This window comes from Paenibacillus sp. LBL (genome assembly GCF_029893715.1).
GTDB classification, from domain to species: domain Bacteria; phylum Bacillota; class Bacilli; order Paenibacillales; family Paenibacillaceae; genus Paenibacillus_AQ; species Paenibacillus_AQ glucanolyticus.
Window position 1 is genome coordinate 23,044 of record NZ_JARXYU010000016.1, and the last position, 12,837, is coordinate 35,880.

Here is a 12,837-nt window from a genome sequence, read left to right on the forward strand (position 1 = left end):
AAATGAGCAAATGGATAAAAGCGGCAGGAATCCGAGCAATTAAAACAGCAGCCCAAACGGCAATCGGTGTGATCGGTGCTACTACAGTGTTTAATGAGGTAGATTGGTATGTGGTAGGTGGCACTGTTTTACTGGCTACTATCATCAGCTTTCTGACGAGCTTGGCAGGATTGCCTGAGGTGAGTCAGGAGGTAGACCGATAATGAAGAAAATATGGATTGATGGCGGTCACGGTGGTAAGGATCCGGGAGCATGCGGCAACGGACTTCAAGAAAAAGACATCGCTCTAACGGTATCTCTTGGGGTAAAGGATCGATTGGAAGCAGAATACGAAGGTGTTCAAGTCTCGATGTCTCGGTCTACTGATGTGTTCCTGGAACTGTCTGAACGTACAAACGCAGCAAATAAAGCCGGTGCGGATCTCCTTGTATCCATCCATTGTAACGCTGGTGGTGGAGCTGGCGGTTTTGAATCGTTCCGATATACAAGCGCTTCAACCGCTACTCGTTCATTGCAAAACGTTCTTCACACTGAGATCATGGCGGCGCTGAAACCATTTGGTGTAATCGACCGCGGACAAAAGGCTAAGAACCTTCATATGTGCCGTGAAAGCCGTATGCCAGCCGTATTGACAGAGAACCTGTTTATAGACGTTGCGTCCGATGCAGCCAAATTGAAGCGGCAAGAAGTTATTAACGCTTTGATTGATGGACATGTAAAAGGGATTGCAAAATATCTCGGACTGAAGAAGAAGGAAGGTGCTGTGGTGGACGACAAGGTAAACGTCATTGTAAACGGCAAACAGATCAAAGATGGTAAGCTGGAGAACGGTGTAACTTATGTTCCTCTCCGGGAAGTAGGCGAGGCGTTTGGAGCAAAAATAGGCTGGGATAACAAAACTAAGACAGCGACAATCGACACGAAGGTATAAATCATTATCGAACGGATATACTCATATTGAGCTACGTTTCTCCCCAATGGACGTCGCTTATCTCCGTTATGAGAGTTAACGTGGAAAGACCCCTGCCAGCTCAAGCCGGTGGGGGTCTTTTTTTGTTTGCTATTTAACTTTCCAAATAGCTTGTCCGGTGCTGAATGGATCAGAGAAAATAAACTCTAATCCGGATGCATCTTTCGGCACTTCATATGCCAATTCTCCTCTTAATTTACGACCCGGAGGAACCGATCCATCCAATTGGCTTTTAACGAAAGAAGCGATCATGATGTTATATGTATACCCATCACTATCAGCCATGCTGGTGTGCATCATAGAAGAAATGGCTTCTTCTTTATCTCCGGTGTTTTCAACGGTCACATCGATAACTTTATAAACGTTGCCGTCAGCAGGCTTTTCGAAATCCGATCCTTTATGATCTTTAGCAGAGTTCACCGTGATAACAAGATCATTGAATTTAACCGACTCACCAACTTTAAATACCTCTGGCTGCTTGGCTTTCTCTTCTTCCTTTGGCTGCTCTTCCGCCGGCTTATCGACGGATTTAGCAGTGTCCTCTTTTTGTTCAGCTGCAGAAGCTGGCTCGACCTTTTCGATAGTTGCTTCGGAACAAGCCGATAACATCAAAGACCCAACAATTAGAAATGCCCCTAACTTTATTGATGCTTTCACTTCAATTCCCCCATATCACCAAATATAACCAATAGTATAACAGGTATAGGTAAGTATTTCTATGACTTGGTTACTATAAATAGATTTTTTATAAAGGTATTGGATAATCTAGGAATATCGTGTATAGTACATTTGAATTAATATTTAGGGGGAAATCACCATGTTTGCGATGGGTCTAATTGCAGGTATTTTTGGTATTATCGCGTCAATTATCGCTCTTTTTATAGGCGGGGTCGATGCAGCGTTTTCGGACAGTGGTTCGTCTAGTATCATCGGATTGGCGGTATCAGCCATGCTGTTTAGTATCTTGGGAATAATCGGTGCTGCTATGGCGAAAGCCAAACCGAAAATCGCAGGAGTTATCATGCTTGTAAGTGGAGTAGCAGGATTTATTAGCATCTCGATGTTCTATATCCTGTCTGGAGTGCTTTTCATTATCGGTGGGTTTATGGGTATACTGAGCAAGAAAAACGCACAGAGCAAAGTAGCATAATTAATAACAAAAGTCCTAGGGGAATGTTCCTCTGGGACTTTTATTATTTATTACTCAAAAGCGCTGTTTGCGTTTCGTGACCATATTCTGACCATATTTACACAAGAACTAAACTGAATGTATCCGAAGAGGATTATTAGAAAAGCCGATTTCCCTAACAGGTCCTATATAATAGGAAGCTAAATTATACCGAAATGATCTTTCCGCTTTTGCGGTCTATTCTGGACGCAGGTGGCCGCGTGTTGGTCGCTGCGCCAAGAAGGGACGTGGTGTTGGAACTTGCGCCCCGTTTATCCAAGGCTTTTCCGGAGGAGACGGTAGTTACGCTATATGGAGGAAGTCCGGATCGGTGGAAGCGGGGGAGCATCACGCTGGCAACGACGCATCAGCTTCTGCGTTTTAGGGGAGCTTTTGACCTGGTGGTTATCGATGAAATCGATGCATTCCCTTATCATAATGATCCGATGCTGGATTATGCGGCCAAGGGGGCTTGCAAAGCAGGAGGGAAATATATCTACCTGTCAGCCACCCCGCCAGCGCCGTTGCAGCGGGAGGCGGCAGCAGGCCGTTTGCCTCATGCTAAAGTACCCGCGCGTTTTCATGGTCATCCGCTGCCTGTTCCACATAAGCTTAAAATTCCCACAGTGAACCGATGCTTGCAAGAAAAGAAGCTTCCCCCGGGTTTGGTTCGTAATTTAAGTGCATCTCTTTCCCGCGGCGCTCAGGTGTTCCTGTTTGTATCCCGCATTAAGCATATCGAGCCTTTTCTGGAGCTGCTCCGCAAGGCGATTCCCAATGCACCGATTGAAGGGACATCATCCATCGATCCGAATCGGGCAAGCAAAGTGATGTCCTTCCGCAACCGCGAGATTCGTTTGCTGGTGACAACGACGATACTCGAGCGCGGAGTAACGGTTCCCAAGAGTGATGTGTTTATTTTGGATGCAGACAGCGAGCTTTTTGATGAGGCCGCTTTGATTCAAATGGCTGGTCGCGCGGGTCGATCCAAGGATGATCCGGCAGGGCGGGTGGTATTTGCAGCACCCCAGTGGACTCGGTGCCAAAGCTCGGCCGTTCGGCAAATCAAGGCAATGAACCGAATCGCCGGTAAAGGCGGATATTTACGATCATTCGACCAATTGTCGAGTGAGTAGGGATCAAGGAATAGGGACGGATTTTGTCCATGGAGTCTTAGGAACTCTAAGCGTGTAGGCTGGCGCTGTTTTTGTCGGAATATGGTGACGATGACTGTTGGATGTCTTAAACTGTGAGGGCTGTAGTTGGAATACACTTCATGATCTTCAGTTCAGGATTGCTATAGTGATTGTAGAAAGACTGTACTCTCTGGAGTAACCATCGGATGTTATGCAGTACGGTTGACTAATCTATTGAAAATTCTTGTATCTGTAAATAAATCCAACTTACCATTCCAAAAAGGAGAGGGGCTGTCGTATTTGATGTCAGACGTCTTCGCCAAACTGCTTGGTCATATGCATCGTTTGCTCAAGCCGATGAACGAAACCTGTCTCGCTTGTGGTAAAAGCGCTTCTCTTGCTCGAGAGCTTCCAGGGATATGCTATGGCTGTTCCAGGCAAATCCCTTGGATCGTTAACCCCCGATGCCTGCAATGCGGACGAGGGATTGGTTGTCCAGACTGCAATAGGTTTGGAATGAGCATGAGCGAAAGAAGTTTTATTTTGAACCGAAGTGCGGTGACCTACGATGCGCAGATGAGGGAGTGGTTAGCACAGTATAAATATCGTGGGAACGAGCGTTACGCTCCGCTTCTGGCAGAAATGCTGCTGCGCGCATATGCCTTGCTTCATAGGGAAACGAATATTCATTTACATAAAAGGGGGTTAAAGAACCCTCGAGCCGAACCATGGAATGTGCATGCCGTCACCTCGGTTCCGGTAAGTGATGAAAGGCTTCGAGAGAGGGGATTCAACCAAGCCGAAGTACTTGCCCATGGGCTTGCGTTTCGAATAAAGCTTCCTTATGTCCAGTTGCTGGAGCGAAAGCGCCACACGGATAAGCAGAGTTTCAAGAGCCGGATGGATCGGCTCAAGGATATGGAAGGGGTGTTCGGTGCAGTGCAGCACGTACCCGATGTGCTAGGGGCCATAAACAGGCAGGCCGCCAATCGCATCCCTTCTCCAGCTGGAACCTCGCATTCCCGTATGAAAGGTCCCTTTCGTATACTTTTGGTAGACGATATCTACACAACAGGAAGTACGATTAACGCTTGCGCAGAGGTTTTACGGAGTTATGAAGCAAACCTGGAGATGCCGATAGAGATCTACAGTTTAACCTGGGCCCGCTCGTAAATACCGGAAATCAGAAAAATGTGTGGATTCTCTTTTTGAACGATAGACGTAAGGCCTAAGATAAGGTAATCTAGGGGTATCAAAGGTTCTATGTGGCATGGAGGTTGTTGAGCATGAATCTGGGGAATTGCCCTCGGTGCGGCAAGTTATATACCGTTAATATTCGGGAAATGTGTCAGGACTGCATGAAGGTTATTGAAAAAGAATACGAGAAATGCGCAACCTTCCTTCGTGAGCAAAGAGGTGCTACCATTCACGAGGTCTCTGAGGCTACGGAAGTATCCATGAGGCAGATTACGAAGTTTATCAAGGAAGGCCGGATCTCGATTGCGAACGCGCCCAACATGGCTTACCCTTGCGAAGTATGCGGGACGTTGATTCGCGAGAGCAACATGTGCGAGTCCTGCCGGACGCGATTAACGAGAGAACTTAGGCAGGCGGCTGCAGGAGACCAGGAACATCAGCCTGGGTCCGGAAAAGATAGAGAGACTTACCGCGCAGTAGATAAACTGCGCAAATACTAACTTTTGAACTATTAACAATGTTTCATATCCGACCGATAAACTTAGTAAAGCTTATCGGTCTTTTATTTTAAGTGAGGTGATTTGACGTGAAGATTAACGAATCGGGACGTGTGAACGGCATCAATTCGTATCAACGGAATATTGAATCTCGGGAGATGCAGCATATCGATAAGAAGAAGCGCCGCAAGGATGAAGTATCTATCTCACCGGAGGCGATGGAACTGAGTGCACAGAGTAAAGTACAGGATCCGGAGCGCGCGGAGAAAATTCAGCGTTTGAAGGAATCCGTAGCTAATGGTACTTATGAGGTGCCCGTCGACCGTTTGGCGGACAAATTGCTCCCGTATTTTCAATCCTACAATAAATCAGGTGAGTCCAAGTGAGTGTTCAGAATGTCATTCTAGCAATGACGAAGTTAAATGATGTCCATCTTGAAATGATAGACGTCGGTAAAGAGAAACAACAGGCAATCATTGATAATGATTCGTCGAACTTGACTCGGCTGATGACGATTGAAAATCGGTTGTTAAGACAGATGAACGAACTGGAACAGCAGCGCGTGGAGCAAGTGAATTTTTTCCTGCAGGAAAAGGGAATACGTTCCCAATTGAGTCTAAGCGTAACCGAGCTATTGCGGCTTGTATTTGATCCGAACGAAAAGCAAGAGCTTATGCAGACCCGTGATAGCTTGCTGAGTAACGCCATGATATTAAAAAGGCAGAATGAATTAACGACCCAGTTGCTTGAGCAGTCTCTGCATTTTATTGACTTCTCTTTAAATATAATCGTTGGTGTGGATGAGGAAATGATTTATAAGAAGCCTACGGACACTCCACCAGCTCTTTCGAATAAAAACAATTTTTTTGATGCCAAAGCGTAGCGTGGCACTTATTAAGGAGAGAACACATGGTATCTACATTTCACGGGATTGAAACCGCGAAGCGCAGCCTCTTTGCTCAGATGGCAGGTATGAACACGACCGGTCATAACATAGCAAATGCCAGCACTCCTGGTTACTCACGGCAAGTTGTAGGTTTGATCGCTTCACGTCCGCTGGCTATGCCAGGAATGTATAACTCGATATCTCCTGGCCAACTGGGCACAGGTGTCGAAGTTAATTATATCAAACGTGTAAGAGATCAGTTTTTGGATCAACAATACTGGAACGCCAATCGCTCTCTTGGTGATTGGGAAGTACAAGCAGGAACACTCTCTAAACTGGAAACGATTTTTAACGAACCTTCTGAGTCTGGGTTGACAACGGTTATCGATAATTTTTGGAAGGCTTGGTCTGAATTCAGTAAAGACCCTGAGAACGTAACTTCAAGAAAGATCGTTAGGGAAAATGCTTTAGCCATGGCGGAGGCCTTTAACGAAACCAGCAAGAAAATAACGGATATGCAGGCTGATTTGACTCAGGGGATTAACGTGAATGCAGATCATATTAATACTCTGACAACTCAAGTGGCTCAGCTGAATTATGAGATTAACCGCATTGAGGGCTTTCGTGACAACGCCAATGATCTCAGGGATCAGCGCGATCTCATCATTGATGAATTATCCCGTATGGCAAATGTAACTGTAGTGGAGGAAGAAACAGGCTACCGGGTTACTGTGGGCGGGCTTGAATTAGTCGCCGGAGACGCTGCTGTCCCTGTTACCCCTGCCCAACTAGAGACCGCATATGCCGGTAATACTCTGAATAGCGGGGAATTGTTCGGTATCATTAAATCGAGAGATGGCATCGTGAAAGATTACCTGGACCAATTAAATGAATTGGCGAATACGATTGCAAATGGCGATGTAACGATTACAATTCCCGCAGGATCGGTGCTCCCTGAAGGAACAGTGTTAAATAATGTAACCTATAGCGGCACTACAAGAACATTAACCGCGGATACCACAGTAACTGTCAAAGGCTTGAATGGACTTCATAAACTTGGGTATCTATTTACTTCACCCGCTCAGGCTGCCGGAGACTTCTTTAGCTCGAAGGATGGTGGGCCAATCACGGCTGCCTCATTTAGCGTTAATAATGCCATTGTCCAGGATCCTAATAAAATTGCTTCCTCACTGCGAGTTGTAGCTGGCACTAATGGTGATGAGGTAGTGAAAGGAAATAATACGCTTGCTTTATTGATGTCTCAGCTTAGAGAACGGCCGTTTACATTTAACGCCATAGCAAGTAACAATGGGATAACGAAAGGTACAGTAGACGATTATTATCGAGCTGTTATGGGGCAGTTAGGTGTACAGAGCCGGGAAGCCTTAAGACAACAAGATAATAACCAGCTACTAGTAGATCAGGTTGATTCCAGAAGACAATCGGTAAGCGGAGTTTCTTTAGATGAAGAAATGTCGAATTTGATCAAGTTGCAGCACTCTTATGGAGCTGCTTCCCGTTTTATGACCACTGTGGATCAAAACCTGGATAAAATCATTAACAGCATGGGCGTTGTAGGTAGATAGAGGAGGCGATAGTTCATGGCTTTACGTGTTACACCAGGTATGATGAACCTGCAAATGATGCGAAATATCAATACGAATCTAGTGAGAATGGATGGAAACATGAATGTGCTTTCTACAGGCATGAAGTTAAATAAACCATCTGACGATCCTGTCGGGATTACATATTCATTAAGATACCGGAGCGAATTGTCTTTTAATGATCAATATCAGAAAAATGCGGACACGGCGCTGTCATGGTTGGAATATACGGACACGGTGATAGGACAAGTCAATGAGATTTCTCAACGTGCAAATGAATTAATTGTTAATGCTGTCAATGGAACTAATCCCCAAGAGGCATTAGATGCAATTAACATTGAACTGAAACAAATTTACGAGCAACTCATTTCATTAGGCAATAGTAAATTTAACGATAAGTATATCTTTAATGGCCAGTTAACTGATCAAGCGCCATACGACAAAGTTCTAGCACCTACTCAGGGTACAGATCTTCATGGAATCACATATAAGTTTACAGAAGGGGCAACCTTAAATATTAACGTTACAGGTCAAGATGTATTTGGGGAACCATCAGACCCAGATAATCTATTCAGTATTTTGAATAGAGTTCAAGCTGCATTAACTATCGGTGATAAAGCTGCCGCTCAAACAGAATTGGATAACTTATCCAGTCGCACATCAAAGATTAACGAGACGAGATCAGAGATTGGAGCCAAGACAAACAGGGTGGACCTTATCTTCAATCGATTAGGCGATCTGGAGATAAATCTAACCGCTATGCAAGCAAAGGTAGAAGATGCTGATTACGCTGAAACAATTATGAAGCTTAAGCAAGATGAAAGCGTGTATCAAGCATCACTAGCAACTAGCGCGAAGATCATGCAGATAAGCTTGCTAGACTATCTTCGATAATAATATTATTATATAGAGAAGCGGGGGTAGGCAGATGGATTTATTAAGGCTTTCAATTCGCCAAACCTATGCTTCAATCGGTATAGAGACGAGTAAAGCGAAGTTAAGTATCGAGTCTCCCCCCGGCGATTTGAAGATCGAGACTGAAACGGCAAAAATGGACATTCAACGAACTCCAGCGAAGTTGACGGTTGATAGTTCAAAAGCCTGGATGGCTTTAGGGAAAGGGAATCATTTGGACTGGTGCAATATGGTATTTAGTCAGATGGATCAGGAGTACCTTACCAACGTGTCACGAATTGTGGAGGAAGGGAACCGATTAGCCCAATTTACAAAACCGGGAAGTAAGATTGCTGATATGATGGCAGACCGAGTCCAGGAGAAGTCAACCATTGAGTATAATGGGCAAGCTTCTGTTGCAAATGTTGATGTTCATTACGCTCCAACTGAACTGGATGTTCAGTGGAGCGATCAAGTTACGCAAATTGAATATACGCCGCAACGTCCCCAAGCATCCTTTGAAGCGGCTGTTGCTAATATTTATATGAGAAACAAAAATTCACTGAGTATGTGGGTGAATGAGTATGACTTTTATAGTTGAAAAAAAAGCTATAGCTTATAGGCTGTAGCTTTTTTTATAGGAGGCGATCAAATGCTTAGTCAGTTTAACGGGATTCAAGTTTCCTTCCAAGGAAGCATTCTAGGGTTTGATGAATTGGACACTTTTGTCATGGAAGCAGTAGAAGAAACGCCGTTTGCCTATTTAAATAGCATTGAAAATCCGGAATTATCTTTTCTTGTCACGCCCCCATTTCAATGGTATAAAAACTATGAATTACAGTTAAGTGATTTGTTAAAGAAAAGATTGAATACAGAAAGACCTGAAGAAATTTTAGTGTTATCTATTGTCACTATCCGGGATCCCCAGCAAGCGTCTACAATAAATCTATTGGCTCCTCTCATTATTAATGTTTCCAGAAAAGTCGGTTTACAGCATGTATTTCATGAACAAACAGCGTACAAGACGAACAGTCCATTGTTCGCGGATGATCAAGGACAAGGGGGAGAAGAATAATGCTGGTACTTTCCCGAAAGCGTGGGCAAACCATTTTAATAAACAATGAGATTGAAATTTTTGTCTCCTCCATTGATGGAGAAAGCGTAAAGTTAGGAATCAGCGCGCCAGCGGATGTCTCTATTTTGAGAAAAGAGCTTGCTGAAGAGGTCCAGGCTACCAATTTAGAAGCGAGTGCAACTGTGAAGAACGTAAATTTACTAAAAACAATAAAAAAACAATAAAAAATCTGAAGTTTGCTATAAATAATCCTAAGATAGCTCCGATATATATTATAGGGCGAAAAGCCCAATTCACAAGGATGTGAAATCCATATTTCAAGGAGGAATAATCAATGATTATTAACCACAATCTTAACGCGATGAACTCTCACCGCAACCTGTCCTTCAACAACATTCAACAAGGCAAGTCCAGTGAGAAATTGTCTTCCGGTTTCCGCATTAACCGTGCTGCTGACGACGCTGCAGGTCTTTCGATTTCTGAAACAATGCGCTCGCAAATCAAAGGCATGAATCAAGGTATGCGTAATACGCAAGACGGTATTTCGATGGTTCAAGCGGCTGAGGGTGCGATGAACGAGGTTTCCGACATGCTGACTCGTATGAAGGAACTTGCTACTCAAGCTTCCAACGGAACGTATAGCACCGATGATATCGCAGCTATTCAACTCGAGTACGCAGCATTAGGCGACGAGATCGGACGCAATGCGACGAACTTCTCGTTCAACGGAATTACGCTGCTTGACGGATCTGCTGGTAATGTTACAATTCAAAGCGCTGGCAGTGACGCAGATGCAATCGTTCTTGATTTGTCTGGTATTGACCTTACTACCCTTACTTTCGGTACCATTACTGACCAAGCGACTGGTGCCACTGAACGTGGAGTAGTAGATGCTGCGATCACAGCAGTTAACACAGCTCGTTCCACCCTGGGCGCCTACCAGAACCGTCTGGAGCATGCATTCAACAACACAAGCGTTAATGCCGAGAACCTGCAAGCTGCAGAATCGCGTGTTCGTGATACGGATATGGCTGCAGAGATGATGAAGTATACGAAATTCAACATCCTGCAACAAGCTTCCACGGCAATGCTGGCACAAGCGAATCAAGCACCGCAAGGCGTACTGCAATTGCTTCGTTAAGATTCTGCTTGATACCGGAAGAGGTCCACGAGATTTGTGGACCTCTTTTTCTGTAAGAGGCTGAACATAAATAGAACAGATATATTTTATGCAAATCTAAATTTTATAGTATGTTCATTCGATATATAGAGTTAGAGGTCAATTCAATAAACAAGAGGGGGTATCCATATGCCAATACGACTTAGCGGAATAGCTTCAGGACTAGACACCGATTCAATGATTAAAGAGCTCATGAAGGCTGAACGAATCCCTGTTAACAAACTATTACAGAAGAAGCAGACGATGGAATGGAAGGTCGAGAGTTATACCAGCTTCAATTTACAGTTCTCTACCTTGCGCGAATCGGTATCTTCTTTGCGGTTTTCTGGTGGATGGAATAAATCTGACGGAAATGGCAACACAGTACGTTTAAGTACGGATGAGATCATTGCCAAGGCCAAAGACTTTGTAAGCAAATATAACGACACGATTTCATCCATTAGCGGGGCATTGACAGAAAAAGTGAACCGTGGTTTTCAACCGCTCACTTCCGAAGAGAAGGCGGCGTTAAGCGAAACGGATATTAAAAACTGGGAAACCAAAGCAAAGAGCGGGATCCTGCGTAACGATGATGCTTTGAAAAGTGCGTTAAGCGCTTTGAAAGGTTTGACTTCGGCGGTAGTATCGGGAGTTGATCCCGAATTTGATACATTGAGTGAGATCGGAATTACAACGCCTAAGTACATTGTTGGTGCATCATCAGAAACGAATAGCAAGCTAATCCTAGACGAAAACAAACTGCGCGAAGCGGTAGAGAAGAACCCGGAAGCGGTTATTTCTCTGTTCTCGGCACAAGGTACTGATACTCAAGGAAAAGGGATATTTCAACGTGCATATGATGCAATGAACACAGCGGTCACCTCTGTTACGAGGAAGATAAGCGGTGGTAATGTAACTAGCATGGGATTGATTTATCAAATGAACAAAATTGATAACAAAGTCGAGTTTAAAAACGAACAACTTAATAAACGTGAAGATCGCTACTATCAAATGTTCGCTGCAATGGAAAAGGCGATATCACAAAGCAATGCTCAGTCTAGTTGGTTATCACAACAATTTGCATAAAAGGAAGGCTGTGAGGGAATGGAGATAACAACTCATGCGCAGCCAGTTCAGTCATCAAAGATAAAAGAAACTGTTCCAATTGTTCGTATTAGTGGAGAATATCAAGAGTTGAAGTTAAAGAGTAAGAATTCCATATTATCGGTTAGTGAGCAAGCCCTCGTTAATGCGATTGAGAAAGCAAACCGGGCAGCTCAAGGTACCGAACACTCGTTTCAATTCAAAGTCCATGAAAGCACGAATCAAGTAATTGTCCAAATTTTGGACAAGAACAAAGAGGTCATTCACGAAATACCTTCTGAGAAATTTATCGATCTTGTTGAGAAATTGAAGGAACTTTCAGTTGGGGCAATCATTGACGAAAAAAGGTGAGAAAAATTAACTTACAGGCACAATACAACTATCTACATACGAAAATTCAAACTTCGTCGCCGGGTCAACTCACATTAATGCTCTATACCGGTTGTATAAAGTATTTAAAGTTGGCTGTTCAGAGTATAGAGATTCATGATATGGAAGGCAAGCACTTGAATTTCGTGAAAGCGCAAAACATTATAGACGAACTTCAATCGACTCTAATCATGGAGTATGAAATATCGAAGCAGTTGTACAGCTTATACACCTATATCAATGAGAAACTATTCGAAGCGAATGTCAAGCTTGACGTTAAATCAGCAGAGGATTGCATCCAACTTCTTACCGAGCTTCGAGACACTTGGGCTGAAGCCCTGAAATTAATTTCGAATGGCGAGCAGGTGGGAGTTTAATGAAATCGAGCGCCGCGGAGAATTTGTTGTTGGAATTAAGGGACATAACTCGAGCGATAAGCGATTTGGATCTAGAGAATGAAGCGGACTATGAATCGCTTCATTCTCTTCAATATGATCAAGCCCAACTAAGAGAGCAGATCGATCAGTTGTCTCAAATGAATGGCTTCTCATATACGGAGTCGGATAAGAGCATTCTACTGGAATGCATTAAATTAGAGAAGATGAATAATGAAGCCTTCGCGCAGAAACGACAGGCAGCGAGAATGGAACTAAACCGAATAAATGAGAGTCGAAAATCTAAAAGTGCCTATCTTGGCGAATATACGCAGCATGTAGGGTACTTTATCGATAGTCAGCAATAAGTAAACATCGAACCGTTTGCTATTACTTTTTAATAG

Annotated in this window: 18 protein-coding genes and 1 pseudogene; 18 read left to right on the forward strand and 1 reads right to left on the reverse strand. The window is 43.9% G+C overall.

Annotation, left to right across the window (positions count from 1 at the left end; translation table 11 throughout):
- Positions 1–2 precede the first annotated feature (2 nt).
- Positions 3–203, forward strand: a complete 201-nt coding sequence (locus tag M2277_RS25055; RefSeq protein WP_280755879.1) for a holin — start codon at positions 3–5, stop codon at positions 201–203.
- Positions 203–931 (forward strand): N-acetylmuramoyl-L-alanine amidase, encoded by a 729-nt coding sequence (locus M2277_RS25060; protein WP_280755880.1) that lies wholly within the window; start codon positions 203–205, stop codon positions 929–931. Before M2277_RS25055 ends, M2277_RS25060 begins: the two co-directional genes overlap by 1 nt.
- Positions 932–1,060: 129 nt before the next feature.
- On the opposite strand, the gene M2277_RS25065 is transcribed toward M2277_RS25060, so the two are convergent.
- Complete coding sequence (locus tag M2277_RS25065; RefSeq protein WP_280755881.1) at positions 1,061–1,627, reverse strand: DUF4352 domain-containing protein; 567 nt, start codon at positions 1,625–1,627, stop codon at positions 1,061–1,063.
- Positions 1,628–1,787: 160 nt separating this feature from the next.
- Here M2277_RS25065 and M2277_RS25070 point away from each other — a divergent pair, with 160 nt between their 5' ends.
- The 16 genes and pseudogenes from M2277_RS25070 to M2277_RS25145 all read left to right on the forward strand — a co-directional run bounded on the left by M2277_RS25070 (position 1,788) and on the right by M2277_RS25145 (position 12,801).
- Positions 1,788–2,120, forward strand: a complete 333-nt coding sequence (locus tag M2277_RS25070; protein WP_280755882.1) for a DUF4064 domain-containing protein — start codon at positions 1,788–1,790, stop codon at positions 2,118–2,120.
- A 188-nt stretch (positions 2,121–2,308) separates the two neighbouring features.
- A pseudogene (locus M2277_RS25075) lies at positions 2,309–3,274 on the forward strand (helicase-related protein); the annotation flags it as partial.
- A 522-nt stretch (positions 3,275–3,796) separates the two neighbouring features.
- On the forward strand, positions 3,797–4,447 hold the full coding sequence (locus M2277_RS25080; protein ID WP_280755883.1) for a ComF family protein: 651 nt from the start codon (positions 3,797–3,799) through the stop codon (positions 4,445–4,447).
- A gap of 113 nt (positions 4,448–4,560) precedes the next feature.
- Entirely contained in the window at positions 4,561–4,971 is a 411-nt protein-coding gene (locus M2277_RS25085; RefSeq protein WP_006213059.1) for a TIGR03826 family flagellar region protein, read from the forward strand.
- Positions 4,972–5,057: 86 nt separating this feature from the next.
- On the forward strand, positions 5,058–5,354 hold the full coding sequence (flgM, locus tag M2277_RS25090) for a flagellar biosynthesis anti-sigma factor FlgM (RefSeq protein WP_006213058.1): 297 nt from the start codon (positions 5,058–5,060) through the stop codon (positions 5,352–5,354).
- Positions 5,351–5,851 carry a flagellar protein FlgN gene (locus tag M2277_RS25095; RefSeq protein WP_280755884.1) on the forward strand — a complete coding sequence of 167 codons (501 nt, stop codon included), beginning with the start codon at positions 5,351–5,353 and terminating at the stop codon, positions 5,849–5,851. The genes flgM and M2277_RS25095 overlap by 4 nt, the downstream gene beginning before the upstream one ends.
- 26 nt (positions 5,852–5,877) lie before the next feature.
- Positions 5,878–7,440, forward strand: a complete 1,563-nt coding sequence (gene flgK, locus M2277_RS25100) for a flagellar hook-associated protein FlgK (protein WP_280755885.1) — start codon at positions 5,878–5,880, stop codon at positions 7,438–7,440.
- A 15-nt stretch (positions 7,441–7,455) separates the two neighbouring features.
- Positions 7,456–8,352 (forward strand): flagellar hook-associated protein FlgL, encoded by an 897-nt coding sequence (gene flgL / locus M2277_RS25105; protein ID WP_280755886.1) that lies wholly within the window; start codon positions 7,456–7,458, stop codon positions 8,350–8,352.
- Positions 8,353–8,386: 34 nt separating this feature from the next.
- Positions 8,387–8,953, forward strand: coding sequence for a DUF6470 family protein (locus M2277_RS25110; RefSeq protein ID WP_280755887.1), 567 nt, complete (start codon positions 8,387–8,389; stop codon positions 8,951–8,953).
- 51 nt (positions 8,954–9,004) lie between these two features.
- On the forward strand, positions 9,005–9,427 hold the full coding sequence (locus tag M2277_RS25115) for a flagellar assembly protein FliW (protein ID WP_076324015.1): 423 nt from the start codon (positions 9,005–9,007) through the stop codon (positions 9,425–9,427).
- On the forward strand, positions 9,427–9,651 hold the full coding sequence (gene csrA / locus M2277_RS25120) for a carbon storage regulator CsrA (RefSeq protein ID WP_076324016.1): 225 nt from the start codon (positions 9,427–9,429) through the stop codon (positions 9,649–9,651). The genes M2277_RS25115 and csrA overlap by 1 nt, the downstream gene beginning before the upstream one ends.
- 110 nt (positions 9,652–9,761) lie before the next feature.
- Positions 9,762–10,568, forward strand: a complete 807-nt coding sequence (locus M2277_RS25125) for a flagellin N-terminal helical domain-containing protein (protein ID WP_280755888.1) — start codon at positions 9,762–9,764, stop codon at positions 10,566–10,568.
- Between the two features lie 168 nt (positions 10,569–10,736).
- Positions 10,737–11,672: a flagellar filament capping protein FliD gene (gene fliD, locus M2277_RS25130; protein ID WP_280755889.1), complete on the forward strand. Its 936-nt coding sequence runs from the start codon at positions 10,737–10,739 to the stop codon at positions 11,670–11,672.
- Positions 11,673–11,690: 18 nt separating this feature from the next.
- Positions 11,691–12,041: a flagellar protein FlaG gene (locus tag M2277_RS25135; RefSeq protein WP_280755890.1), complete on the forward strand. Its 351-nt coding sequence runs from the start codon at positions 11,691–11,693 to the stop codon at positions 12,039–12,041.
- Positions 12,038–12,436 carry a flagellar export chaperone FliS gene (gene fliS, locus M2277_RS25140; protein ID WP_280755891.1) on the forward strand — a complete coding sequence of 133 codons (399 nt, stop codon included), beginning with the start codon at positions 12,038–12,040 and terminating at the stop codon, positions 12,434–12,436. The genes M2277_RS25135 and fliS overlap by 4 nt, the downstream gene beginning before the upstream one ends.
- Positions 12,436–12,801, forward strand: coding sequence for a hypothetical protein (locus tag M2277_RS25145; RefSeq protein WP_280755892.1), 366 nt, complete (start codon positions 12,436–12,438; stop codon positions 12,799–12,801). Before fliS ends, M2277_RS25145 begins: the two co-directional genes overlap by 1 nt.
- The last annotated feature ends 36 nt before the right edge of the window (positions 12,802–12,837 follow it).

Excerpts from the sequence above, each read along its gene's own strand:
- M2277_RS25125 (WP_280755888.1), top strand. The coding sequence starts at position 9,762 with ATGATTATTAACCACAATCTTAACGCGATGAACTCTCACCGCAACCTG.
- flgL (WP_280755886.1), top strand. The coding sequence starts at position 7,456 with ATGGCTTTACGTGTTACACCAGGTATGATGAACCTGCAAATGATGCGA.
- M2277_RS25115 (WP_076324015.1), top strand. The coding sequence starts at position 9,005 with ATGCTTAGTCAGTTTAACGGGATTCAAGTTTCCTTCCAAGGAAGCATT.
- M2277_RS25110 (WP_280755887.1), top strand. The coding sequence starts at position 8,387 with ATGGATTTATTAAGGCTTTCAATTCGCCAAACCTATGCTTCAATCGGT.
- fliD (WP_280755889.1), top strand. The coding sequence starts at position 10,737 with ATGCCAATACGACTTAGCGGAATAGCTTCAGGACTAGACACCGATTCA.
- M2277_RS25070 (WP_280755882.1), top strand. The coding sequence starts at position 1,788 with ATGTTTGCGATGGGTCTAATTGCAGGTATTTTTGGTATTATCGCGTCA.
- M2277_RS25135 (WP_280755890.1), top strand. The coding sequence starts at position 11,691 with ATGGAGATAACAACTCATGCGCAGCCAGTTCAGTCATCAAAGATAAAA.
- M2277_RS25055 (WP_280755879.1), top strand. The coding sequence starts at position 3 with ATGAGCAAATGGATAAAAGCGGCAGGAATCCGAGCAATTAAAACAGCA.
- csrA (WP_076324016.1), top strand. The coding sequence starts at position 9,427 with ATGCTGGTACTTTCCCGAAAGCGTGGGCAAACCATTTTAATAAACAAT.
- M2277_RS25080 (WP_280755883.1), top strand. The coding sequence starts at position 3,797 with ATGAGCGAAAGAAGTTTTATTTTGAACCGAAGTGCGGTGACCTACGAT.
- flgK (WP_280755885.1), top strand. The coding sequence starts at position 5,878 with ATGGTATCTACATTTCACGGGATTGAAACCGCGAAGCGCAGCCTCTTT.
- M2277_RS25145 (WP_280755892.1), top strand. The coding sequence starts at position 12,436 with ATGAAATCGAGCGCCGCGGAGAATTTGTTGTTGGAATTAAGGGACATA.
- M2277_RS25060 (WP_280755880.1), top strand. The coding sequence starts at position 203 with ATGAAGAAAATATGGATTGATGGCGGTCACGGTGGTAAGGATCCGGGA.
- M2277_RS25085 (WP_006213059.1), top strand. The coding sequence starts at position 4,561 with ATGAATCTGGGGAATTGCCCTCGGTGCGGCAAGTTATATACCGTTAAT.